The sequence below is a fragment of the Clavibacter michiganensis genome (assembly GCF_016907085.1).
Lineage (GTDB): Bacteria > Actinomycetota > Actinomycetes > Actinomycetales > Microbacteriaceae > Clavibacter > Clavibacter michiganensis_O.
The window spans coordinates 1,312,677-1,337,756 of record NZ_JAFBBJ010000001.1 but is presented as its reverse complement, the minus strand read 5'-3'; the positions used below and the strand labels follow the sequence as shown (position 1 = coordinate 1,337,756).

At 76.7% G+C, this 25,080-nt stretch carries 14 protein-coding genes; 10 read left to right on the top strand and 4 right to left on the bottom strand.

Annotation, left to right across the window (positions count from 1 at the left end; all coding sequences use genetic code 11):
- Nucleotides 1-143 precede the first annotated feature (143 nt).
- The 6 genes from JOE38_RS06055 to JOE38_RS06030 all read left to right on the top strand — a co-directional run bounded on the left by JOE38_RS06055 (nt 144) and on the right by JOE38_RS06030 (nt 16,231).
- Nucleotides 144-1,712 carry a serine/threonine-protein kinase gene (locus tag JOE38_RS06055; protein WP_204575321.1) on the top strand — a complete coding sequence of 523 codons (1,569 nt, stop codon included), beginning with the start codon at nt 144-146 and terminating at the stop codon, nt 1,710-1,712.
- Nucleotides 1,691-7,723, top strand: a complete 6,033-nt coding sequence (locus tag JOE38_RS06050; protein WP_307838840.1) for an Ig-like domain-containing protein — start codon at nt 1,691-1,693, stop codon at nt 7,721-7,723. Before JOE38_RS06055 ends, JOE38_RS06050 begins: the two co-directional genes overlap by 22 nt.
- Nucleotides 7,724-7,782: 59 nt before the next feature.
- The gene (locus tag JOE38_RS06045) at nt 7,783-8,823 is read left to right on the top strand and encodes an AAA family ATPase (protein ID WP_204575320.1); all 1,041 of its coding nucleotides are present in this window, start codon (nt 7,783-7,785) and stop codon (nt 8,821-8,823) included.
- On the top strand, nt 8,820-10,316 hold the full coding sequence (locus JOE38_RS06040) for a DUF58 domain-containing protein (RefSeq protein ID WP_204575319.1): 1,497 nt from the start codon (nt 8,820-8,822) through the stop codon (nt 10,314-10,316). Before JOE38_RS06045 ends, JOE38_RS06040 begins: the two co-directional genes overlap by 4 nt.
- Nucleotides 10,313-12,805: a transglutaminaseTgpA domain-containing protein gene (locus tag JOE38_RS06035; protein WP_204575318.1), complete on the top strand. Its 2,493-nt coding sequence runs from the start codon at nt 10,313-10,315 to the stop codon at nt 12,803-12,805. Before JOE38_RS06040 ends, JOE38_RS06035 begins: the two co-directional genes overlap by 4 nt.
- 90 nt (nt 12,806-12,895) lie before the next feature.
- A complete protein-coding gene (locus JOE38_RS06030; protein ID WP_204575317.1) occupies nt 12,896-16,231 on the top strand; it encodes an FtsK/SpoIIIE domain-containing protein in 3,336 nt (1,111 codons plus the stop codon).
- Here JOE38_RS06030 and JOE38_RS06025 read toward each other — a convergent pair.
- Both JOE38_RS06025 and gabT read right to left on the bottom strand, forming a co-directional pair.
- Complete coding sequence (locus tag JOE38_RS06025; RefSeq protein ID WP_204575316.1) at nt 16,221-17,231, bottom strand: asparaginase; 1,011 nt, start codon at nt 17,229-17,231, stop codon at nt 16,221-16,223. The two genes, JOE38_RS06030 and JOE38_RS06025, sit on opposite strands and share 11 nt — an antisense overlap.
- Nucleotides 17,231-18,646 carry a 4-aminobutyrate--2-oxoglutarate transaminase gene (gene gabT / locus JOE38_RS06020; RefSeq protein WP_204575315.1) on the bottom strand — a complete coding sequence of 472 codons (1,416 nt, stop codon included), beginning with the start codon at nt 18,644-18,646 and terminating at the stop codon, nt 17,231-17,233. The genes JOE38_RS06025 and gabT overlap by 1 nt, the downstream gene beginning before the upstream one ends.
- A gap of 71 nt (nt 18,647-18,717) precedes the next feature.
- Between gabT and JOE38_RS06015 the strand changes: the two genes are divergently transcribed.
- From JOE38_RS06015 to JOE38_RS06005, 3 genes are all read left to right on the top strand, one after another.
- A complete protein-coding gene (locus tag JOE38_RS06015) occupies nt 18,718-19,212 on the top strand; it encodes an OsmC family protein (RefSeq protein WP_204575314.1) in 495 nt (164 codons plus the stop codon).
- 110 nt (nt 19,213-19,322) lie between these two features.
- Nucleotides 19,323-20,330, top strand: coding sequence for an FKBP-type peptidyl-prolyl cis-trans isomerase (locus JOE38_RS06010; RefSeq protein ID WP_307838839.1), 1,008 nt, complete (start codon nt 19,323-19,325; stop codon nt 20,328-20,330).
- An 8-nt stretch (nt 20,331-20,338) separates the two neighbouring features.
- Nucleotides 20,339-21,421 (top strand): 1-deoxy-D-xylulose-5-phosphate reductoisomerase, encoded by a 1,083-nt coding sequence (locus JOE38_RS06005; protein WP_204575312.1) that lies wholly within the window; start codon nt 20,339-20,341, stop codon nt 21,419-21,421.
- A 194-nt stretch (nt 21,422-21,615) separates the two neighbouring features.
- On the opposite strand, the gene JOE38_RS06000 is transcribed toward JOE38_RS06005, so the two are convergent.
- Both JOE38_RS06000 and JOE38_RS05995 read right to left on the bottom strand, forming a co-directional pair.
- Entirely contained in the window at nt 21,616-22,221 is a 606-nt protein-coding gene (locus JOE38_RS06000; RefSeq protein ID WP_204575311.1) for a hypothetical protein, read from the bottom strand.
- Nucleotides 22,218-23,483 carry a serine/threonine-protein kinase gene (locus JOE38_RS05995; RefSeq protein ID WP_204575310.1) on the bottom strand — a complete coding sequence of 422 codons (1,266 nt, stop codon included), beginning with the start codon at nt 23,481-23,483 and terminating at the stop codon, nt 22,218-22,220. The genes JOE38_RS06000 and JOE38_RS05995 overlap by 4 nt, the downstream gene beginning before the upstream one ends.
- A gap of 137 nt (nt 23,484-23,620) precedes the next feature.
- Here JOE38_RS05995 and JOE38_RS05990 point away from each other — a divergent pair, with 137 nt between their 5' ends.
- Entirely contained in the window at nt 23,621-25,042 is a 1,422-nt protein-coding gene (locus JOE38_RS05990; RefSeq protein ID WP_204575309.1) for a M50 family metallopeptidase, read from the top strand.
- The last annotated feature ends 38 nt before the right edge of the window (nt 25,043-25,080 follow it).

Below are 25,080 nucleotides of genomic sequence, written 5' to 3'. Positions count from 1 at the left end.
TCGCCGCTCCCGAAGAGGGGGCGTCAGGAGGCCGCCGACCCGTGTACCCGCGCGGATCGGCGACCTAGACTCGTCTCACAGCGAGAGATCCATCCGCCGCCCGCAACAGCCCCTGCCGTCGGTCCCGACCCGAAGAGGGGGCCATGGCCAGACGCCTGCCGTCGTCCCCGCCGGTGCTGCCGGGGTTCACGTACGTGACGGTCCTCGGTTCCGGCGGCTTCGCCGACGTGTTCCTCTACGAGCAGGACATGCCGCGCCGCCAGGTCGCCGTGAAGGTGATGCTCGCGGAGATCGTCACCGACCGCCTGCGCGCGATGTTCCGCGCCGAGGCCGACCTCATGGCGCAGCTCAGCGCGCACCCGTCCGTGCTCACCGTGCACCAGGCGTCCGTCGCCGCCGATGGGCGGCCGTACCTCGTGATGGAGCTGTGCTCGTCGAGCCTCAGCGACCGCTACCGCCGCGAGCCGCTCGGCGTCGCGGAGGGGCTGCGCGTGGGGATCCGCATCGCGAGCGCCGTGGAGACCGCCCACCGCGCGGGCGTGCTGCACCGCGACATCAAGCCCGCGAACATCCTCACGACCGCGTTCGGCCACCCGGTGCTCAGCGACTTCGGGATCGCCTCGACGCTCGAGGACGCCGCCGCGACCGACGCCGTGGGCCTCTCGATCCCGTGGTCGGCGCCCGAGGTGCTCGCCGACGAGAGCCCCGGCACCGTGCGGAGCGAGGTGTGGTCGCTTGCGGCGACCGTGTACTCGCTGCTCGCCGGCCGCAGCCCGTTCGAGGTGCCGGGCGGGCAGAACGCGCCCGCGGACCTCGTGGCCCGGATCCAGAGGGCCCGGCCCCTGCCGACCGGGCGCGCCGACGTGCCCGAGCGGCTCGAGCTGGTGCTGCGCCGCGCGATGTCGCGGCAGCCGGAGGCGCGGCCCGATTCGGCGCTCGCGTTCGTGCGCGAGCTGCAGGCGGTGGAGGCGGAGCTGCGGCTCGCGCAGACGCCGCTCGAGGTGGCGAGCGAGGAGTGGGCGTCGGCCGTGGCGGCCGCCGTCGACGAGGACGACGACCCGACGCGCGTGCGCGGCATCGTGCAGGTGGATCCGGGGATGACCGGGCCGGGCGGGACGGGCGGCCCGGGCGGCCTGCGTCGTGCGCGGCGCAAGGCGGCGCCGGCGGCCCTGCGCGCGGCGGCCGTGGCACCGCGTCCCGGCGCGCCGGCGACCGCGTCCGATCCGGTGCGCGCGGGATCCGCGTCCACCTCCCTCGGCCGGTCGGGATCCGGGCCCGTCGGCGCGTCCACCCCGGCCCGCCCTGCGGCGTCCGGCCGGCGCGCGTTCCTCGGCCGGCACCGCGTGGCGTTCGCGGCGGCGGCGGCCGGTGCGGTCGTCGCGAGCGTGGCCGTGGGCGTGCTGCTCGGCGGGTCGGGCGGCGGCACCGCGGCGCGCGACATCCCGGTGGTGGGCGAGATCCAGGCCTCCGCCGCCGCCGACGGCGTGCTGTTCTCCTGGCGCGACCCCGGACTCGGCGCCGACGACGCGTACCAGGTGGTGCGCGACGGCGGGCTGCCGAGCACGCAGCGCGACACGACCTTCCGCGTGACGGCGGGCGCCGGCGGGGCGGGCGGCGCCGCGGGCGAGCGCGCCTGCATCCGGGTCACCGTCACGCGCGACGGCATCGCCGGGGACGCGTCGACCGAGAAGTGCGCGGAGCTCCCGCGATGATCCGCGAGTGGATCCGCCGCCACCGCCAGGCCGCCACGACCGTCACCGGCGGGGCCGTCGTGCTCGTGCTCCTCACGGGCTTCGCGCTCGTCTCGGACGGCTACCAGGCGCAGCGGGTCGACCTCGACGACGGATCCGTGTGGGTCGTCAACTCCGCGCAGCAGGCCATCGGCCGCGCGAACACGGCCGTGCTCGAGCTCGACAGCGTCGTCGACTCCCGCAGCGAGGACATCGACGTGCTGCAGGCCGGATCCACCGTGCTGCTCGCCGACCGCGGCAGCTCGCGCCTCGACGTGGTCGACGACGCGACGAGCGAGGTGGTCGACACGGCGCCGCTGCCCGCGGGCGCCGAGGTCATGCTGGCGGGATCCCGCGCCGCGATCCTCGTGCCGGCGACGGGCCAGCTGTGGCTCGTGCCGGTCGCCGGCCTCTCGGCGTTCGACGCCGCGAGCGCGCCCACCCTCATCCTCGGCGCCGACGCCGTCGCGTCGATGGACGAGGACGGCACGCTCCTCGTCTACTCGGCCGCCACGGGCACGCTGTCGCGCATCGAGGCCGCCACGGACGACACGGTGCGGGCGACCGTGGACGTCGGACCCGTCGGCGCACCCGCGGAGGAGACGGCCGACGCGCCCGCCGATCCGGCCGCGGCCCTCGCCGGCGAGACCGTGCAGGCGGGGGATCCCGGCCGCCCCGCCGGGCAGCGCCTCGCGCTCACCTCCGTCGACGGCCACTGGGCGCTGTACGACGCCGACGCGCGCGCCCTCCTCGTCGACGGGCGGACGGTCGACCTCGCCGGATCCGTGGCCGCCGACGCGCGCGTCGCCCTCCAGCGCGCGTCGTCGGGCGGCAGCGGCGTGCTGGTCGCGCACTCGGGCGGGCTCGTCGAGGTGCCCGTCTCGGGCGGGGACCCGGTCGTCGTGACAGGCGACGCGCGCGGCGGGCCCGCGCGTCCCGTCCGCGTCGCCGGCTGCGAGTACGCGGGCTGGACCGACGGATCCGGCTGGCAGCGCTGCCTCGCCCCCGCCGTGCTCCCGGGCACGGGCGAGGGCGACCAGGACGCGCGGCGCACGGCGGCGGGCGCCACGAGCGGCATCGGGTCCATGCCGCAGCAGGCCGCCCTGCGGTTCCTCGTCGACGGCCAGCGCGTCGTGCTCAACGACACGCGCGGCGGCACGGCCTGGGCCGTGCAGCGCGACGCGGGCCGCATCGACAACTGGTCGGACCTCATCGACCGCGACCGCTCCGACACCGTCGTCGAGCAGAACACCGCGGACACCCCGCCCGAGACCGACCGCGTGCAGCAGCCGCCCGTCGCGGTCGACGACGACCTCGGCGCGCGCCCCGGCCGCACCACCGCGCTGCCCGTGCTCCTCAACGACCACGACCCGAACGGCGACGTGCTCGTGATCGACTCCGTCACGCCCGTGGACGCGGCGGTCGGCGCGGTCGACATCGTGGACGAGGGCCAGGGCCTCCAGCTCGCGCTGGCCGCGGGCGCGTCGGGCACGGTGCGGTTCTCCTACGTCGTGAGCGACGGACGCGGCGGCACCGCGACGGCGGACGTGCGCGTCGCCGTCCGCGCGCCCGACGACAACGCGCCGCCCGTGCAGGTGCGGCCCGCGACCGGCGCCGTCGCGGAGGGGGACCGGCTGCAGACCGACGTGCTGGGCGGCTGGTACGACCCCGACGGGGATCCGATGTACCTCACGCGCGCGAGCGTCGCGGCCCCCGACGCCGTCAGCTGGAAGCCCGAGGGGCGCGTCGTCTACACGGACGCGGGGGCCGGCGGCGACACGCGGACGGTGGCGCTGCAGGTGTCCGACGGGCGCGAGGAGGGATCCGGCGAGCTGGTCGTCACGGTGCGCCGCGCGGGGGACGTGCCGCTCGTCGCCGAGGGGTTCGTCGTGCAGGCGTCGATCGGGCGCGAGATCACCGTGGAGCCGCTCACGCACGCGCGCGGCGGCAGCGGCGCGATCCGGCTGGCGGCGGTGCCCGCGCGGGCCGGCGTGCAGATCACGCCGGACCTCGAGGCCGGCACGTTCCGCCTCGAGGGCGGCCAGGCGGGCACGCACCTCCTCGAGTACACGGTGACCGACGGGCGGACGACGGCCACGGGCGTCGTGCGCGTCGAGGTGCGCGGCGCCCCCGAGTCCGACGGCCGGCCCGTGACCGTGCCGCACACCGTCTTCGTGCGCGCCCTCCAGGCCCAGGACGTGGACGTGCTGGCGACCGACTTCGACCCGGCCGGCGGCGTGCTCGTGATCACCGACGCGGTCGCGCCCGACGAGGCGACGGGCGTGCGCGCGGAGGCGGTCGGGCAGCGGCTGGTGCGGATCAGCCTGACGCGGCCGCTCGACGGGCCCGTGGACGTCGCGTACCGCGTGAGCAACGGCGTGGCCGAGGCGACCGGCGTCATCACCGTGATCGAGGTGCCCGAGCCCGCCGTGCGCCAGCCGCCTGTCGCGACCGACGACCGCGTGGCCGTGCGCGTGGGCGACGCCGTCGACATCCCGGTGCTCGCCAACGACGAGCAGCCCGACGGCGACGCGCTGCGCCTCGACCCCGTGCTCGTGGATCCGCTGCCCGAGGGCGCCGGCCTCCTGTTCGCGAGCGAGGACCGCCTCCGCTACCTCGCGCCCGACCGCACGGGCGACTACACGGCCGTCTACCGCGCCGTCGCGCCCGACGGCCAGTGGGCGACCGCGACGCTCACCGTCTCCGTGCGCGAGGCCGACGTCGCGACCAACGCGGCGCCCGTGCCGCGCCCGCTGACGGCGCGCGTGCTCGCGGGGGAGACGGTGCGGATCCCCGTGCCGCTCACCGGCATCGACCCCGACGGCGACTCGGTGCGGCTCCTCGGGCAGGACACCGGGCCGGAGAAGGGCCAGGTCGTCGAGGTCGGGCCGGACTGGATCGACTACCAGGCGGGCGACTACTCCACCGGCACCGACGCGTTCGCCTACGCCGTGGTCGACGGGCTCGGCGCACGCGCGACCGGCACGATCCGGGTGGGCATCAGCACGCGCGTCGAGGGCGCCAGGAACCCCGTCGCGACCGCGGACACCGTGACCGTGCGGCCCGGTCGCGTGCTCCGCGTGCAGGTGCTCGCGAACGACACGGATCCGGACGGCGGGGCGCTCGAGCTCGTGTCGGTGCAGCCGCAGGCCGAGGGGCTCGTCGCGGGGCTCGACGGCGACACCGTGCGCGTCGTCGCGCCCGAGGCCGCCGGGCGCTACGGCTTCGTCTACGGCGTGCGCAACGCGCGCGGCGGCAGCGACGAGGCGTTCCTCACCGTGATCGTGGACCCCGCCGCGCCGCCCACGCGCCCCGTCGCGCGCGACACGGTGCTCCAGCTCTCCGACGTGCTCGACCGGTCGAGCGTCGACGTCGACGTGATGCGGAACGTCTTCTCCGCGGAGGGCGACGTCTCGTCGCTCGTGCTCGGCGTCGGCGCGGGCTACGAGGACGTCGCGCGCGTGACGGACGACGGCCGGATCCGCGTCGAGGTGGGCGACGAGCGCCGCATCGTCCCGTTCACGGTGGCGCAGCCGGACGACGCGGGCGTCTCCGCGACGGCGTTCATCTGGGTTCCCGGCTTCGCGGACACGCTGCCGCAGCTGCGCGTGGGCGAGCCGCGGCCGACCGTCGCGAGCGGCGAGCGGCTCGTGGTCGAGCTCGACGAGCAGGTGGTCGCGGCGGGCGGCCGGGCCGTGCGCATCGCGGATCCGAACTCGCTCTCCGCGACGCACGCCGACGGACCCGTGGAGCTCGTGGACGAGGACACCATCGCGTACCGCAGCGAGCCGGGGTACTTCGGGCCGGCGGCGATCTCCTTCACGGTGACCGACGCATCCGGCGACGGCGAGCGCACGGCCGCGCTCGTGCTGCCGATCACGGTCACGCCCACCGAGAACCAGCCGCCCGTGTTCACGGGCGCGGTCATCGACCTCGAGCCCGGGCAGTCCAAGGACGTCGACCTCGGCCGCCTCACCACCTACCCGTACCAGGACGACCGCGGGCAGCTCGCGTTCGCGCTGGAGGGATCCGTCGCCGCCGGGTTCCGCGCGTCGGTCGAGGGCGGCACGCTGCGCATCTCCGCCGACGAGGGCGTCGCGACGGGGCAGGCCGCGTCGTTCCCGGTGAGCGTGCGCGACGCGACGCAGACCGGGCGCGCGGGCCGGGTGGACCTCCGCGTCGTGCCGTCGACGCGCCCGCTCGCGCAGCCCGCGACCGACGAGGGCACCGTGACGCGCGGATCCTCCACCTCGATCGACGTGCTCGCCAACGACCAGGCCGGCAACCCCTTCCCGGGCACGCCGCTCACGGTCGCCTCCATCCGCGGGGCCGACGGCGCGAGCCTCCCCGCGGGCGTGACCGTGACGCCGTCGGCCGACCGCGCCACGCTCGCCGTGAGCGCGTCGGCCGACGCCGTGCCCGGCGACGTGCGCGTGCAGTACGAGGTGCGCGACGCCACCGGCGACGCGGGGCGGGCCGCGTTCGGCACCGTCGTGATCCGCGTGCAGGACCGCCCGGGACCCGTCTCGGCCCTCCGCGCGTCCGGCTTCGCGGACCGGTCGCTCACGGTCGCGTTCGAGCCGGGCGTGTTCAACGGATCCGCCATCACGGGCTACCAGGTGCGCGTGCTCCGCGGCGGCACGGCGACCGCGACCGTCACCTGCCCGTCGACGACGTGCACCGTGCCGACGCCCGGCAACGGCCCCGCGGCCTCGGTGCAGGTGGAGGTCTCCGCCGTGAACGGCGTGGGCATCTCGGACCCCGTGTCGATCTCGGGCCTCTGGTCGGACGTGCTCCCGGCCGCGCCCGCGGGCCTCGCGATCGAGCCGCTCGTCGACGGGCTGCGCGTCTCGTGGCAGCCGTCCGCCGTGCCGTCGTCCTCCAGCCCCGTCACCCAGTACGTCGTGGGGGTGGGCGGCATCACCCGGCAGGTCGCCTCCGACGCCACGAGCGTCGAGGTGCGGGATCCGTCGCTCGTCGCCGAGGTGCCCGTCGCCGTCTCGGTGGCGGCGCGCAACAGCGCCCAGGTGCAGGACGGCACCGCGTGGCTCGCCGCCACCGCGACCGGCAGCCCCCGCGGCGCCCCGACCGCGACCGGCGCCCCCTCCGCGGTGGCCGACCCGGCCGACGAGACGCGCGTCACCGTCTCGTGGCCGGCGTTCCAGGGCCAGGGCGTGGACGGGATCCGCTACCTCGTCGCCGCGTACGCCCCGGGCTCCGCGCCCGGCTGCTCCGTGCCCACCGAGGGCGTGTCCCCGTGGGCCGCCGATCACGGCCCCGCGGTCGACGTGGGCGGCGCGACGAGCCATGTGTTCACGGGCCTCGCCACCGACCAGCCCGTCGCGTTCGCGGTGCTGGCCGCCAACAGCCAGGGCTGCACGGTCGTCGAGGCCGGCCAGCTCACGCCCCGCACCGCGCCGTCGACGCCCGTCGTCACGGTCGACCTGCCGCGCGCGGACCGGGGGAGCGACGGCGTGTTCCGCGCGGTGCTCGCCGACGCCCGCTACCGGCCGGGCAGCGCGTCCGCGTCCGCCCAGCTCCTCTACCGGGTCGACGGGCAGGGCGACGGCGTGCCGATCGGCGTCGGCCAGGCCCTCACGCTGCCGCGCACGGGCGCGGGCGCGAGCATCCAGGTGCGCGTGGTCGAGGACTCGGGCGACGGACGCCCGCGCTCGAGCGGCTGGTCGGATCCCGTCTCCGCCGGCACCGCCGTGGACGCGCGGGCGGGCGACGTGCGGTCGGCGACCGACGAGGCGGGCGTCACGACCTTCTCCTGGACCTCGATGCCGCCGGCCGCGGGTCGCGGCGCGCGCGTCGGCGACGGCGGCGGGTACGCGCGCAGCGAGTGGCGCTGCGGCGGCCAGGGCGCGTGGACCGACGCGTCCTCGGGGGCGGCCGGATCCTGCGCTGTCCCGGCGGGCGGCGAGCGGATCCTCGAGGTGCGCGTCACCGCGAACTCGGGCACCCTGTACACGTACGCCCACCGCGGATGACGGCCGAACCCGCGGCCATCCCGCCTGGCGACGAGGCCGCACCCGAGAGGCACGCCCCCATGACGATGACCGCCGACGAGGCCCGCGCCTTCCAGGACGAGTTCGCGCGGCTCGTGCGCAACGTCGAGCAGGTGCTGCTCGGGAAGTCCCACGTGGTGCGCCTCGCCTTCACGGCCATGGTCACGGGCGGGCACCTGCTGCTCGAGGACGTGCCCGGCACCGGCAAGACCTCGCTGGCGCGCGCCATGGCGCAGACGGTCGACGGCACGCACAGCCGCGTGCAGTTCACGCCCGACGTCCTCCCCGGCGACATCACGGGCGTGAGCGTCTACGACCAGCGCACGGGCGAGTTCGAGTTCCACCGCGGGCCGGTGTTCGCGAGCATCGTGCTGGCCGACGAGATCAACCGCGCGAGCCCGAAGACCCAGTCGGCGCTCCTCGAGGTGATGGAGGAGGGCCGCGTCACGGTCGACGGCACGCCGTACGACGTGGGGCACCCGTTCATGGTCATCGCCACCCAGAACCCCGTCGAGCAGGCCGGCACCTACGCGCTGCCCGAGGCGCAGCTCGACCGGTTCCTGCTGCGCACGTCCATCGGGTACCCCGACCACGAGTCGATGCTGCGGATCCTGCAGGGCGCCTCCGTGAGCGCCCACGACGTGACGCTCGAGCCCGTCGCGACGGCCGCGGCCGTGCGGGCGCTGCAGGAGCGCGCGGGGACCGTGCACGTGGATCCCGCGGTCGCCGACTACGTGGTGCGCCTCGTCGACGCGACCCGCACCGCGCCCGAGGTGCGGCTGGGCGCGAGCGTGCGCGGCGCCCTCGCGCTCGTGCGCGCGTCGCGCACGTGGGCCGCCGCCGACGGCCGGCACTACGTGGTGCCCGACGACGTGAAGGCGCTCGCCGAGCCCGTGCTCGCGCACCGCCTGCTGCTGGATCCCGAGGCCGAGTTCGACGGGGTGACGACCACGAGCGTGCTGTCGCAGATCCTGATCGAGACCGCGCCGCCGCGCGACGGGCACGCGGGGGCGGCGGCGAACGGCGCGGGCGCGGGCGCTGGCGCGGGCGCGCACGCCGCGGGCGCGCGGCCGGGCGGATGAGCGCGGTCGGGACGCGCGGCGCCGCCGCCGCCCCGGATCCCGCCGCGGTCGTGCCCGCCGCCGAGCCCGGCGCGGTCCCGACGGCCGAGGCCGTCCCGTCCCGGAACGCGCTCGCGCGCCTCGTCGCGGTCGTCACGCCGCTCGGTCGCGTCGTGGCGCTGGCCGCGGTCGTCGCGGGTGCCGCCGGCTACGCGCTCGGCTGGCGCGAGCTCGTCGCGGTCGCGTGGACCGGCGCCGCCCTGTGGATCATCGCGCTGCTGCACCTCGTCGGGTCGTCGGGCGTCGAGGTGTCGCTGCGCCTCCCGCGCGACCGCGTGGTCGCGGGGGAGCGCGCGCCCGCGACCGTCGCCGTGCGGAACCCGCTGCGCCGCCGGGCCGTGGGGCTCACGGTGGAGGTGCCCGTCGGATCCGGTCTCGCCGAGGTCCACGTGCCCTCCCTCGCGCACGGCCATACCCACGAGGACGTGTTCGTCGTGCCCACCTCGCGTCGCGGCGTGATCGCGCTCGGCCCCGCCCGCATCGTCCGCGGCGACCCGATCGGCCTCGTGCGCCGCGAGTCCGCCGAGGCCGCCGCGACCCGGCTCCTCGTGCACCCGCGCACGCTCGCGATGCCCAGCACGAGCACGGGCTTCGTCCGCGACCTCGAGGGCCGGGCCACCCGCGACCTCACCGACAGCGACGTGTCGTTCCAGTCGCTCCGCGAGTACGTGCCGGGCGATCCCGTGCGGCACATCCACTGGCGCTCGACCGCGAAGACCGGCGTGCACATGGTGCGGCGGTTCGAGGAGACGCGGCGCAGCCACATCATGGTCGCGCTGTCGCTGCACGCGGGGGACTACGGGGACGGCGTCCCCGGCCCGGTCGCGGACGCGGCGGGCGGCGCCGCGGGCATCCCCGCGGGCGGCACCACGGTCGTGGCCGGATCCGCGGCGGGCGCGCCCGCCGGATCCACCGCCGACGCCGAGTTCGAGCTGGCCGTGAGCGTCGTCGGATCCCTGGGCGCGCGCGCCATCGTCGACGCGCGCACCGTCCAGGTCGTCGCGAGCGCCGACCGCGCCGCCGGCCGCGCCCGGGCCCGCCGCCTGCCGACCGTGCCCACGCTGCCTGGCCTCGCCCGCACCGCGGCGCGCTCCGGCCCGCCCGGATCCCGCTCCGCGCCCCTCCGCCGCCTCGCCACCGTCACGCGCGACCGGCTGCTCGACGACCTCGCCGAGATCGGCGCGTCCGACCGCGCGGCGTCCCTCGTCGAGCTGGCCCGGGCCGCGGCCGACGAGGTCGCGGGCGTGTCCGTCGTGTTCCTCGTCTGCGGCACCGGGGCGGCGCCCGCCGCGATCCGCGCGGCCGCCGTCGGCTTCCCGCCCGGCGTGCAGGTGGTCGCGGTGGTCTGCGACCCCGAGGTCGAGCCGGGCCTCCGCCGCCTCGGCGACCTGTCGGTCCTCACGATCGGCTACCTCGACGACCTGCGCGGCGCCCTGCAGCGGAGCGCGTCGTGAGCGCGCGGGGATCCGGGGCCGGCCGCCGCCCGGCCGCCGGACGCGACGCCGACCGCCCCCGCGACCCCGCCGTGTCCCGCGATCCCGGCCGCACGCTGGTCCCCGTCGTCGCGATCGCGCTCCTCACCGGCCTCGCCGCGGCCGCCTTCTGGCCCGTCTACCGCGACGCGTCGTTCGTCCGCATGGCGGGGATCACGCTGGTCGTCGGTGCGCTCGTCGCGGTCGCGGGCGCGCGGTACCGCTGGGGGAGCGCGGTGGTGGCGGGCGCGATCGTCCTCGTCTTCCTGGCGCTCGGCGTGCCGCTCGCGGTGCCCACCGCCGCGGTCGACGGCTGGCGGCCGACGCTCGCGGGCCTCGGCGAGCTGATCGAGGGCGCGTCCCTGGGATTCGTGCGGCTCGTGACCATCGCGCTCCCGGTCGGCGACTACCAGGCGCTCCTCGTGCCGGCGTTCGCGCTCGTGCTGCTGGGATCCGTGATCGGCGTCTCCGTGGCGCTCCGCACCCGGCGTCCCGAGCTCGCGGTCATCCCCTCCCTCGTGATCCTCGTCGTCGCCGCCGCCCTCGGCCCCGACCGCAGCCAGGGCCCGGACGCGCCCGACGCCACGGGGCTCCTCGTCCCGGTCGCGCTGGCCTGGCTCGCGGCCGCGCTGCTGTGGATCGCGCGCTGCCGCTGGCGCCGCCGCCACCGCGCGGTGCGCCGCCTCGGCCGGCAGGCGGGGATCCCCGTGGAGTCCGCGTCCGACCGGCGCCGCTCGGGCACGCGCGCCGGGATCTCCGCGGTCGTCGTGCTCGCCGCCGCCCTGGTCGCCGGCGTCGCCGCCACGGGCGCGGCTCCTCCCGACGCGTCCCGCACCGGCCTCCGCTCCACCGTGGAGCAGCCATTCGACCCGCGCGAGCAGGTCAGCCCGCTCTCCTCCTTCCGCACCTACTGGAAGACGCCGACCGTCGACGACACGCTGCTCACCGTCGCCGGCCTGCCGGCGGGCGGCCGCGTGCGCCTCGCCGCCCTGGACACCTACGACGGCGTCGTCTACGGCGTGGGCGGCGCGCGCGGCAGCGTCGACGCGTCGCGCACGGGCCAGGCGTCCGGCACCTTCGCGCGCGTGCCCTACCGGCTGGACCAGACGGGCGTCGTCGGCGACGACGTGACCCTCGACGTCGTCGTCGACGCCTACCGCGGCGTGTGGCTGCCGGGCGCCGGCCGCCTCGAGCGCATCGCCTTCGCGGGCGACGACGGCGGGCGCCTCGCCGACTCCTTCTACTACGACGACGCGACCGCCACCGGCGCCGTGATCGGCGGCCTGGCCGCGGGAGACGCGTACCGGATCGAGGCCGTCGTCGCGTCCACCCCGCCGCTCGAGGCGCTCGCCGACGAGCGCCCGGGCGATGCCGTGGCCCCGCGTCCCACGGGCGTGCCCGACGAGGTGGCCGCGCGCGTGGAGGCGTCCACCGCCGCCCCCGACGGCGGGACCGCGGGTGGCGCGGACGCGGGCGCCGGCACCTCCGCGTCGCCCGGCGCGCAGCTCGTGGCTGCGATCTCCGCCCTCCGCGCCGACGGCTACGTCAGCCACGGCGTCGGCGACGCGCCCTTCAGCAGGTCGGGCCACTCCGCCGAGCGGATCGCCGACCTCCTCACGACCCGCCCCATGCTCGGCGACGCGGAGCAGTACGCGGTCGCGGCCGCCCTCCTGGCCGACGACATCGGCTTCCCCGTCCGCGTCGTCATGGGATTCGCTCCCGGCGAGGCGGCCGTGCGGGAGGCGCTCGGCGGGCCGGTCCGGATCCAGGGATCCGACGTCACCGCCTGGATCGAGGTCGACACGGCGTCGTCCGGCTGGGTCGCGGTGGATCCGAACCCGCCCGTCCGCGACGTGCCCGACGCCCTGCCCGACGAGCCGACCGAGGTCGCGCGCCCGCAGACCGTGCTGCCGCCGCCCGTCGAGGAGCAGGCCGAGCCCGAGGACCGCACGCCGCCGGACGCCAGCCGCGACGACCGGCCCGAGGTGGATCCCGCGCTCCAGGCCGTGCTCGCCGCCGTGCGCGTCGCCGGCTGGTCGCTCCTCGGGCTCGGGCTCGCGGCGTCGCCGTTCCTCGCGGTGGTGGGCGCGAAGGTCGCGCGCCGGCGTCGGCGGCGCCGGGCGGCGGTGGCCCGCGACCGGGTCGGCGGCGCCTGGGACGAGTTCCGCGACGGCGCGCTCGACCGCGGCCTCGTGCCGCCCGTCGCGGCCACGCGGCGCGAGGTGGCGCGGCTCGTGGGAGTGGGCGGTGCGCGCGGGCTCGCGCACGTGGCCGACGAGTCGGCGTTCGCGCCGGGCGACGTGCCCGATCCGCTCGCCGACGCCGCCTGGCGCCGCGTCGACGAGCTCGCGACGCGCATGGACGCGGGGCGGACCCGGCGGCAGCGGCTCCGGGCGCTGGTGTCGCTCGCGTCGCTGCGGCGGGTGCGCGGTGCCGACGGGCGGGCCGGGCGGCGTCCACCGCGTCGCTGACGTCTCCTCCCCAGGGGCCGGTCGCGTGCCGCGTCCACGAAGCACGGATGCGTCTCCCTGGCGTGCGCGCCCACCTGGTGTCCTCACCGGGTGGACATCTCCCCGCCCCCGTCGCCCGCGCCCGCGCCGCCGCCGCCGTTCCCCGTCCTCGGCGTCGCCGCGCCCCTCGTCGTCAGCGTCGCCGTCTGGGCCGTCACGCGCTCGCCGTACGCGCTGCTGTTCGCGGCGCTCGGGCCCGTCGTCGCCGTCGCGGGCGTCGCCGACCAGCGCATCTCCGGCCGGCGATCCGCCCGCCGGGTGGAGCGCGAGTCCCGCGCCGCGGACGCGCGGCTGCACGCCGAGGTGCGGGCGCGCGTCGTCGCCGCCCGCGTCGCCCTGCGGTCGCGGGTGCCGTCCGCGCGCGAGATCCTCGACGGCCGCGCCAACCCGGCGCTCCTCTGGCGGGCGGATCCCGGCGACGGCGCGCTCCCGATCGCGCTCGGCACGGGCGACGTGCCGAGCGGGATGGTCTGGCAGGGCGATCCGGACGCGCGGGTGCCGGATCCCGACGACCGGGATGGATCCGGTCCGCTCCGGCGCTTCCTGCTGCGGTGCACCCCGCGGGCTCGCGCCGGGGGCGCACGGGCGCGTGCCCGCTCCGCGGTGGCGACGCCGGGCGCGCACGACCCGGCGCGGTGGGCGGATCTCGTCCGCTGGATCCCCGACGCGCCCGTCCTCGTCCCCGCCGCCGGCGGCCTCGGTCTGCGCGGCGCCCCCGCCCTGGTCGCGCCCGTGCTCCGGGGCGTCGTCGTCCAGCTCGTGCACGCTCTGCCTCCGGACGACCTGCGGATCGCGTCCCGTCCGGCCGGGCCCGAGTGGGACTGGCTCGAGCGGCTCCCGCACGCGGCCGAGGGGCTCCGCGAGGAGCGTCCCGGCGCGGACCGCCTCGCCGCGCAGGGCACCGTGCCGGGCGAGCCGGGTGCCGCGGCGATCCGCATCGCGATCGGTGCGCGCGAGGTCGTGCTCGCGGCGGCGCCGCGGGTCGAGTCGCTCCCGGGCGCGTGCCGCACGGTGCTCGACGTCCGCACCCCCGGCACGGCGCGGATCCTCGCGGCCGACGCCGGCCCCGCCTCCTCGGACGTCCTCGCCTCGCCGCCCTCCGCGGATCCCCCGGCGCCCGGCCTCCCGCCCGAGGGCGACGGCGACGGGATCCCGTCCCCGCGCCTCACCCGCACCGGCCTCGTGCGACCCGACCTCGTGTCGCTCACGGAGGTGGAGCGCCTCGCCGACGAGCTCGCCGACCTCGCGCGGCGCCGTGGGCTCGCGGCGGCGCGGGCGCCCCTCCCGTCGCGCGTGCCGTTCGCGGAGCTGCCGGTCGGCGGCGGCCCCGACGCCGACCGGGGCGCGGCACCGGTCCGTCGTCCGCGCACCCTGGCGGCGGTCATCGGCGTCGGGCACGCCGGTCCCGTGGCCGTCGACCTCGTCGCGGACGGCCCGCACGCGGTCGTCGCGGGCACCACCGGCAGCGGCAAGAGCGAGCTCCTCGTCACGTGGATGGCGGCGCTCGCGGCGGCGCATCCGCCCGAGGAGGTCACCGTGCTCCTCGTCGACTTCAAGGGCGGCGCGGCCTTCGACCCGCTGCTCGTCCTGCCGCATGCCGTGGGCCTCGTCACCGACCTCGACGGCCAGGGCGCGCGCCGCGCGCTGGAGAGCCTGCGGGCGGAGATCCGGCATCGCGAGCGCGTGCTCCGGGACGCCGGCGCCCGCGACATCGACGACCCCGCCGCGGCGGGCGCCCTGCCGCGCCTCGTCATCGTCGTCGACGAGCTGGCCGCGCTCCTCGCCGACCAGGACGGCCTGCACGAGGTCGTCGCCGACATCGCCGCACGGGGTCGCTCGCTCGGCCTGCACCTGGTGCTCTGCACGCAGCGTCCCGCCGGCGTCGTGCGCGACGCGGTGCTCGCCAACTGCGACCTCCGCCTCTCGCTCCGCGTCAACAACGAGGCCGACAGCAGGGCGCTCCTCGGCACCGTCGAGGCGGCCCGCCTCGTCGACGCGCCCGTGGGCCGGTGCCTCGTCGGGGCGCACGGCGCGCCGGCGCGCCCGTTCCAGGTGGCGGTCACGACGTCGGACGACCTTGCCCGCATCGCCGCCGCCCGCCCGTCGGGCGCTCCCGTGCGGCGTCCGTGGCTGGATCCGCTGCCCGCGTCGGTCCCGTTCGCCGACCTCGCGGCGGTGCCGCCCCTCGTGCGGCACGGATCCGGGGCGCCCCACGGCGGTGCCCCTGCCGTGCCCTTCGCCCTCGTCGACCTGCCCGCGGAGCAGCGGCGGGCGACGGCCGCGTGGTGCCCGGCGACCGACGGCCACCTGCTCGTCGTCGGCGGCCCGGGATCCGGTCGCAGCACGTGCCTGCGCACCATCCGGGCGTCGGCCACCGCGGCCGGCGTCGAGGTGCTCCGCGTGCCCGCGGACGCCGAGGGCTGCTGGGATGCGGTCGCCGCCGTCGTCGCCCGCATCCGAGCCCCGCGCGGCCCGCGCGATCCGCTCCTCGTGCTGGCCGACGACCTCGACGTCGCCGTCTCCCGCCTGGAGCCCGAGCACCAGGCGGCTCTGCTCGAGGGGCTGGCCGCCATCGTGCGCGAGGGACCGCACGCGGGCGTGGCGCTCGCCGTCTCGGGTCGTCGGGCCGGCGGACCGCTCCAGGGGGTGGCAGCGGCCGCGGGACCGCCCGTGATCCTCGGCCTGCCGACCCGGCAGGAGCACGTGCTGGCAGGTGGCGATGGCCGCCTCTTCGACGCCCGCGCGACGCCCGGCGCGGGGGAGTGGCGCGGCGAGCGGATCCAGGTGGCCCGGCCGCCCGAGCGCCCGCCGTCGCCGCCGCGGCCCACGGGGACGGCCGGTGCTCCGGCGCTCGTGGATCCCGCACCCCGCGCGGTCCTCGCCGCCGACGCGGTCCACGCGCTCGTCACGCCGTCGTCCGTCGCCGCCGTCGCGCGCCTCCGCGAGGCCGGCGTCGACGCCGTCGAGGTCGAGCGGATCCCGCCGGGTCGGTCCCCGGATCAGCCGCTACCCGGTGCCGACGCGGCCGCTGTCGGGACGCGACCCCGGGTGCTGGTGGGCGACCCCGACTCCTGGCTGCTCCGCGCTCCGCTCCTCGCGGAACTCCGTCGCAGCGGCGACGTCGTCCTGGAGGGCTGCACCCCGCGGGACGCACGCACGCTGCTCCGCATCCGCGCGGTGCCACCGCCCCTCGCGCCGGTCCCCGACCGGGCCTGGCGGATCAGCCCCGACGGCGACGTGCGCCGCTGCTCGTGGCCGCCGGTCGCGTCCGCATCGCCGGTCGCGACGGAGGCGGGTCCGGCACCGGCGCACGAACCGGCACCGGCACCGGCGCACGAACCGGCACCGGCACCGACGCCCGCGCATCCCGCCGGGATCAGCCGATGAGAGTCGGCGACACGCGGATCTCGCCCACCGGCACCCCGCCGCCGAGCACCTGGAGGTCGAGCTCGGGGCGCACGCGCTCCACGTCGTCCCGCGTGATCGCGCCCGCCTCGGCCAGCAGCTCGAGCGCCACGATCGTCGACGCCCGGAGGCTCCCGTCGAGCGTCTTCGAGGCCACGGTGGTGCCGTCGGGGGCGGTCATGATCATGATCCCCTCGGCCCCGCCCTTGGCGAACAGACCGAGCCGCTCGATCACGACGGTGTTCGCGCGGCCGGGCCCGTCGATCGCCCAGCCGTGGGCGCGCACCGCGGCGGTCAGCGCGGCCGCGTGCCGGTACAGGGCGAACGGCGAGCCGGGCGCGGAGGTCGCGATGCGGTGGATTCCGCGCGCGAGAGCCGTCAGCGACATCGCGTGCACGGGCGCACCGCACCCGTCGACGCCCATCGTCGCGATCCGCTCGCCCGTGAATCGCTCGACCACGTCGCGGATCCGCACCTGCAGGGGGTGGTCCGGGTGCAGGTAGTCGTCGGTCGACCAGTCGTTGGTCACGCAGGCGAGCAGCATCGCGGCGTGCTTGCCGGAGCAGTTCATGTGCACGGGGGAGGCGGGGATCCCGGCGCGCACGAGCTCGTCGCGCGCGGCCCGGTCGAGCGGCCAGTCGGCGGGGCAGAGCAGGGCGGACTCGTCGAGCCCGGCCTTCGCGAGGATCCCGCGCACGACCTCCACGTGCCGCGCGGTCGCCGCGTGGCTGGCCGTGGCGAGCACGTGCTCCTCCTCGGTGAGCTCCGCGCCGCTCGCCAGCACGGCGAGGGCCTGGAACGGCTTCATGCTCGAGCGCGGGAACACGGGCGTGGTCGCGTCGCCCACCTCACGCAGCACCTCTCCCTCGCCCGACAGCACGACGGCCGCGCCGATGTGGCGCGACTCCACGAAGCCGCTGCGGTCGAGCACCGCGAGCTCCACGGCGCCCTGCACGGGGATCGTCTCGACGGACGCCCCCATCAGAGCGCCCGGAACGCGTCGGCGATCACGCCGAGCGCGTCGTCGAGCAGCTCCTCGGAGATCGCGAGGCTCGGCAGGAAGCGCAGCACGTTGCCGTACGTGCCCGCGGTGAGGATGATCACGCCGTGCGCGTGGCAGTACGCGGCGATGGCCGCGACCGCGTCCGCGTTCGGCTCCTTCGTGGTGGATCCCGTGCCCGGCTGCACGAGCTCGATGGCGACCATCGCACCGATGCCGCGCACGTCGCCGATGATGTCGTGCTCCTCCTGCAGGTCCGCGAGCGCGTGGTGCAGGTGGTCGCCGATGCGCGTGGCCTCGTCGAGCAGCCCGTGCGTCTCGATGGCCTCGAAGACGGCGACCGCGGCGGCCGCGGCCACGGGGTTGCCGCCGAACGTGCCGCCGAGCCCGCCGGGGAGCGCGGAGTCCATGATCTCGGCGCGGCCGGTCACGCCCGCGAGCGGCAGGCCGCCGGCGATGCCCTTGGCCGTGAGCACGAGGTCGGGCACGAGGCCGAGGTGCTCGCTCGCGAAGAAGCGGCCGGTGCGCGCGAGGCCCGACTGGATCTCGTCCGCGATGAACACGACGCCGTTCGCCGTGCACCACTCCTGGAGCGCGGGCAGGAATCCATCGGCCGGCACCATGAAGCCGCCCTCGCCCTGGATCGGCTCCGCGACGACGCACGCGAGGTCGGTCGCGCCGATGCGCTTCTCGAGGTACGAGATCGTGCGGGCCGCGGCCTCGGCGCCCGAGAGGCCGTCGTGATACGGGTACGAGCTCGGCGCGTGGTACACGTCGCCCGCGAACGGCCCGAAGCCCGTGCCGTAGGGCGACGCCTTGTAGTTCATCGCCATCGTGAGGTTGGTGCGGCCGTGGTAGCCGTGGTCGAGCACCGCGACCGCGCGGCGGCCCGTGTGCTTGCGCGCGATCTTCACGCCGTTCTCCACGGCCTCCGCGCCCGAGTTCACGAGCACCGTGCGCTTCTCGTGCGTGCCGGGCGTGTGCTCCGCGAGCAGCTCCGCCACGCGCACGTACTCCTCGTAGGGCGTGACGGTGAAGAGCGTGTGGATCACGTCGCCGAGCTGCGCGGTCGCCGCGTCCACCACCTCCTGGCGCGTGTGGCCGACGGTGGTCACGCCGATGCCGGCGCCCAGGTCGATGAAGCGGTTGCCGTCCACGTCCTCCACGATCGCGCCGTGCGCGCGGGCGATGTAGACGGGCAGGAGGGAGGAGACGCCGGGCGGCACCACGCGCTTCCGGCGCTCGTGCAGCTCGCGCGAGAGCGGGCCGGGGATCTCCGTCACGATGCGTCGCTCCTGCGGCACCTGCGGGCGCGCGTCGCGGGCGGACGCGGCGGGGGAGTCGGAGGCGGAGCCGGCAGGGGTGCCGACGCGGGCGGAGTCCAGGGTGTCTGTCATGATCCGGCGAGTTTACCCGCGCGGGCAGCGGGATCCGGGAGGGCCGCGGCGCCGTTCGCTAGCGTGATCCCATGCAGATCGAGCACCGGTACGCCCTGTCCCTCGAGTGGACGGGCGACCGCGGATCCGGCACGTCCGACTACCGCTCCTACGGCCGCGACCACGTCATCCGCGCTGCCGGCAAGCCCGACCTCCTGGGATCCGCCGACCGCCCGTTCCGCGGCGACGTCGACCGCTGGAACCCCGAGGAGACCCTCATCTCGGCCCTCGCGCAGTGCCACCTGCTCAGCTACCTGCACGCGGCCGCCATGGCGGGCGTCGTGGTCGTGGGCTACAGCGACGAGCCCACCGGCACCATGCGGCAGACGGACGACGGGGGCGGGCACTTCGTGGAGGTCACGCTGCGGCCCGTCGTCACCGTGCGGGATCCCGCGCACGTCGAGCTCGCGACGTCGCTGCACCAGGGCGCCTCCGAGCGGTGCTTCATCGCGTCGAGCGTCAACTTCCCCGTGCACCACGCGCCGCGCACCGTGCTCGAGGCCACCGCGGGCCCCGCGGGCGCCTGACCCGGCGCTCGGCTCACGCCCTGTCAGGCGGTCCCCGGCCGGTTCGGGCAGACTGTGCGAGTCCCTCCCACATACCTGGTGCGTCCGGCGCGCCGATGAAAGCGACTCACGTGAAGCGACGCATCCCCCTCACCCTGGCCGCGGCCGCCGTCCTGGCGCTGTCCGCCTGCTCCGGCAGCGGCACGTCGAACGCGGATCCGTCCGCGAGCCCGACGGCCGGCGCACGCACCGCGGGGGCGTCCTGCATCGACACCCCGTCGGGCGACGCGTCGAAGTCGGTCAAGGTCTCCGGCGACTTCGGGAAGGCACCCGAGGTCACGGTCGACGGACCGCTCACGGTCGACACCACCGAGCGCACCGTCGTCACCGAGGGCGACGGCGAGGAGGTCGGCGCGGGCTCCACCGCGAACATCGCGCTCGCCGCCTACAACGGGAAGACCGGCGAGGCCATCGCCCAGCTCGCCTACAACGCGGACTCCCCGCTCCCGGCCACGCTGGACGACAGCGCGCTCGTCCCCGGCGTCGTCCGCGCGGTCGAGTGCACCACGGTCGGATCGCGCATCGTCGCGGTGGTCCCGGCAGCAGACGGCTTCGCCGCCGAGCAGGCGACGACGCTCGGCCTCGGCGCCGACGACCCCATCGTCATCGTGGTCGACGTGCTGAGCCAGGTCCCCACGCGCGCCGACGGCGCGGACCAGCCCGCACCGGAGGGCTTCCCGACGGTCACCCTCGCGGACAACGGGGCGCCCACCATCACCATCCCGGACGCGGCCCCGCCGACGGAGACGAAGATCGCGAACCTCAAGGTCGGCGACGGCGCCGAGGTCACCGACGGCGCCAACGTCACGGTGCAGTACACGGGCATCAACTGGAACACCAAGAAGGTCTTCGACTCGAGCTGGGACAAGGGCGCCAAGCCGGTCTCGTTCCCGACGAGCGGCGTCATCCCCGGCTTCACGAAGGCGCTCGTCGGCCAGAAGGTCGGCTCGCAGGTCATCGCGATCATCCCGCCGGCCGACGGCTACGGCGACAAGGGCTCCGGCGCGGACATCGGCGGCACCGACACCATCGTGTTCGTCGTCGACATCCTCGGCACCCAGTCCGCCCCGGCCCAGTAGGACGAGCCGTGCGCCGCGTCATCATCCTCGGATCCACGGGCTCCATCGGCGTGCAGGCCCTCGAGGTCGTCGCGCGCCACCCGGAGCTCTTCGAGGTGGTGGGGCTCGGCGCCGGCAGCAAGCGCGAGGCGCTCGCCGAGCAGGCGCGCGTCGCCGGCGTCGAGCACACGGCCGTCGGCGCGGACGAGGCCGAGCAGCTCATCCGCTCGGTCGACGCGGACGTGGTGCTCAACGGCATCACCGGATCCGTGGGGCTCGGCCCGACCCTCGCCGCGCTGGAGGAGGGCCGCACCCTCGCCCTCGCCAACAAGGAGTCGCTCATCGTCGGCGGCGAGCTGGTGCGCGGTCTCGCGGCGCCGGGCCAGCTCGTCCCCGTCGACTCGGAGCACTCGGCCATCGCGCAGGCGCTCCGCGGCGGGACGGCCGACGAGGTCAGGCGCCTCGTCGTCACGGCATCCGGTGGCCCGTTCCGCGGCCGCTCGCGCGCCGAGCTCGAGCACGTGACGCCGCGCGAGGCCCTCGCGCACCCCACATGGGACATGGGCCTCGTCATCACGACGAACTCGTCGACGCTCGTCAACAAGGGCCTCGAGGTCATCGAGGCGCACCTGCTGTTCGACGTGCCCTACGAGCGCATCGACGTCGTCGTGCACCCGCAGTCGCTCGTGCACTCCATGGTCGAGTTCATCGACGGGTCGACGCTCGCGCAGGCGTCGCCGCCGGACATGCGCCTCCCCATCGCGCTCGGCCTGAACTGGCCGCACCGCATGCACGACGTCGGCGTGCCCATCGACTGGACCCGCGCCGCGACGTGGACCTTCGAGCCGCTCGACGACGAGGCGTTCCCCGCGGTGCTGCTCGCCAAGCAGGTCGGCGCCGCCGGATCCACGTACCCGGCCGTCTACAACGCGGCGAACGAGCAGGCCGTGCAGGCGTTCCACGCGGGGCGCGCGGGCTTCCTCGACATCGTCGACACCATCCGCCGCGTCGTCGACGCCCACGAGCCGGCGTCCGGCGCGCTCACGCGCGCGTCGCTGGCCGAGGCGGAGCGCTGGGCCCGCACCGAGGCCGACCGCGTGCTCGGCGTCTGACCCGTCCCACGGGAGCGTCCTCTCGTCGATGCGACCGCGCATCGCCTGTTGCGCCGCCACGGCGGGAGCGCGTGCGGAGCGCGGTCATGCCGCTGTCCGCTTGCGGAGCCGGAGCCGGAGCCGGACTCGGCCGCGGGGGATGGCGTGCGGAGCCCGGCTCAGCCCCGACGGGACCGAGGTCAGGCGTCCCCGCGTCAGCCGTTCCCGGGCTTGCCGGGTCCGCCGTTGCCCTTGCCGTTCCCGTTCCCGTTCCCCGCGTTGCCGGGTCCGGCATCCCCGCCACCCGGGGCGGCGGGTCCGTCGTCCTCCTCCGGCGTCGGGCTCGGAGTGGGCGAGGGTGAGGGCGTCGCCGTGCGCGTCGGGCTCGGCGTGGGGGAGGGCGTCGGCGTCCGCGAGGGGGACGGCGACGGCGAGGGGCTCGTGGACGGCGAGGTCGAGGGCGTCGGCGTGGTCTCCGCCGCGTCGCGGGCGGCCTCGAGCTGCGCGCGCACCGCGTCGATGCGCGCGATGACCTCGTCGTGCCGCGCCTGGTCGATGGATCCGTCGGCGAGGTCGGCCTCCACGGCGGCACGCAGCTCCTCGAGCTGCGCGAGCGCCTTGGCGTAGTCGCCGTCGGCGGACGACTGGGTCACGGACAGCGTGCGCTGCTGCAGGTCGTCGAGCGCGCGGTCCTCCGGCGTCGACGATCCCGCGCAGCCGGCGAGGAGGAGCACGGCGGTGGTCGCCGCCGCGAGGCTCACGGCGGCGCGCCCGCGGAGCGAGCGCCGGACGGGGCCGGGGCGGGTCGATGTGCGGATCACGGGGCGTTCTCCACGCTCTTCTGCAGCTCCTCGAGGCTGGCGCCGAGGGGTCCGGGGACGGAAGGGTACGACGTGTCGCGGTCGGACAGCAGGGGGATGGTCACGACGCCCACGACGGCGGCCGCCGCGATGAGCACGGACACGACGGCGATGCTGAGGGCCCGGCTGCCGCGGCGCTTCGCCGGGACGCGATCCTCGCCGGAGCCGAATGCCGGGGAGGTCATCGCCGTGGGGTCGGCGCCGCGCGGGGGAGGCGCGGCCGACGCGGCGGCGAACCGCTCGGTCCGGGCGTCCGGATCCGCGGCCGGCGCGGCGGCGGCCGCAGCCGCACCCGCCCCGGCGGCGCCGAACCCGGCCGCCGCGGCCGCCGGCATCACCCGCGTCGACGTGGCCGTCGGCGCGTCCACCGCGGACTCCGGCGCGCGCCCGGTCCGCAGCTCCGCGGCGACCTCGCGCGCGGTGGGCCGCGTCGCGGGATCGCGACGGGTCATGCGGCCGAGGAGGTCCACCCACGAGGCGCCGAGGCGCGCGGGGATCTCCGGATCGCGCACGACGCGCGCCATGGTCGACTCCGCGGCCGTGCCCGGGAAGGTGCGGCGGCCGGTGAGGCACTCGAGGAGCACGAGGCCGAGCGCGTAGACGTCGGTGGGCGCGCCCACCTCCTCGCCGAGCGCCTGCTCGGGGCTGAGGTAGCTGACGGTGCCGACGATGGATCCGGTCGAGGTGAGGCGCGTGCCGTCCACGAGGCGCGCGATGCCGAAGTCGGTGAGCTTGGCGATCGCGGGCTCGTCGTCGTCCTCGGGGCGCGCCAGCAGCACGTTGGCGGGCTTGACGTCGCGGTGCACGACCCCGCGGCGGTGGATGTAGCCGAGCGCGTCGCTGAGGATCCCGCCGATGCGCGCGACCTCGGGCCCCGGGAGCGGCCCCTCCTTCATCCGGTCGGCGAGCGTGGTGCCGTCGACGATCTCCATCACGATGAAGGCGAGCACGCGGTCCGCGACGACGTCGTCGCCCACGTCGAAGAGCGTCACGAGGCCCGGGTGGCTGAGGCCCGCCAGCATGCGCACCTCGCCCTCCTGGCGCTCGACCTCGGCCGGGTCGGCGGAGTCGGTCGCGAAGACCTTGACGGCGACCTCGCGGCCGAGGGTCTCGTCGGACGCGCGGTACACGGTGGCCATTCCGCCGCGTCCGAGCAGCCCGCTGATGCGGTAGCGGCCGGCCAGCAGCGTGCCGGCGAGTGGGTCGGGCCGTTCTCCGGGCATGGGCGCACCTCTCGTCACGGGTTCCCAGACTAGCCGGGGGCTCCTGGGCGGCACCCGCCCCGCGCGGTCGGCGGCCAGCCTGCGGATCCGCGCCGCGGGGGCGTCCGCCCAGGGTGCGGGAGGTAGCGTCTCCCACCATGGACGGCGTCTTCCTCTACATCCTCGGGGTGCTCATCATCGTGGTCGGCGTCGCCGTGTCCATCGGCCTCCACGAGGTCGGGCACCTGGTGCCCGCCAAGCTCTTCGGCGTGCGCGTCACGCAGTACATGATCGGCTTCGGGCCCACGATCTTCAGCCGCCGCAAGGGCGAGACCGAGTACGGCGTGAAGGCCATCCCGCTCGGTGGCTACATCTCCATGATCGGCATGTTCCCGCCGCAGAGCTCGCGCGCCGGCACGAGCAGCACGGGGATCGCGCAGCTCGTCGGGACCGACAGCCGTCGCGGCGCCGACGCCGCATCGCCGGCCGCCCCGGACGCCGACGACCGCGCCGGCCGCGGCTTCTTCGACCTCCTCGTGCAGGACGCCCGCCAGGCCAGCGCGGAGAGCGTCGGCGACGAGGAGGACCGCGCCTTCTACAAGCTGCCCGTCCTCAAGCGCATGGTGATCATGCTCGGCGGCCCGGCCATGAACTTCCTGCTCGCGATCGTGCTGTTCGCCGTCGTGCTCTGCGGCTTCGGCGTCACGACGCCCACCACGACGGTCGGCCAGGTGAACGCGTGCATCGTGCCCGCCGGATCCACCGCGTCGGCCGACGCCGCCACCTGCCCCGCCGGCGCCCCCGCGGCCCCGGGAGCGGCGGCCGGCCTCCAGCCCGGCGACACGATCGTCAGCATCGACGGCACGCCGATCACCGCATGGGACCAGGTCACCGGCACGGTCCAGGTGTCCGCGGGCAAGGAGCTCGACGTCGTCGTTGAGCGCGACGGCGCCCGCCAGACGCTCGCCATCACGCCCGTGCTCACGCAGCAGGCCGTCATCGGCCAGCGCGGCGCCCCCGAGGTCGACGAGCAGGGGAACCCGGTCACGCGCGAGGTCGGCCTCATCGGCTTCAGCCCCACGCAGGCCGTCCAGCAGCAGCCGCTCTCGGCCGCCTTCACCACGACCGGCGAGAACATGGCCGCGGTCGGCAACCTCATCCTCAACCTCCCGCAGCGCCTGGTCGACGTCGGCCGCGCGGCGTTCGGCGGCGGCGAGCGCGACCCGAACGGCCCCATGAGCGTCGTCGGCGTCGGCCGCGTCGCGGGCGAGATCGCGAGCCTCGACGAGACGCCCGTCGCCTCGCGCGCCTCGGCCATGATCGGCCTGGTCGCGTCGCTCAACGTGGCGCTCGGCATGATCAACCTCCTGCCGCTGCTGCCGCTCGACGGCGGTCACGTGCTCGGCGCGATCGTCGAGGGCGTCCGCCGGTTCCTGGCGAAGGCGTTCGGCCGCCGCGACCCCGGGCCGGTCGACGTCGCGAAGCTCATGCCGCTGACGTTCGTGGTCGTGATCCTCTTCGGCGCCATGAGCGCGCTGCTGATCTTCGCCGACCTGGTGAACCCGGTCCGGCTGACCTGACGCCGCCCAGCGCCTGATCCCGGGCCGGCCCGCGACGG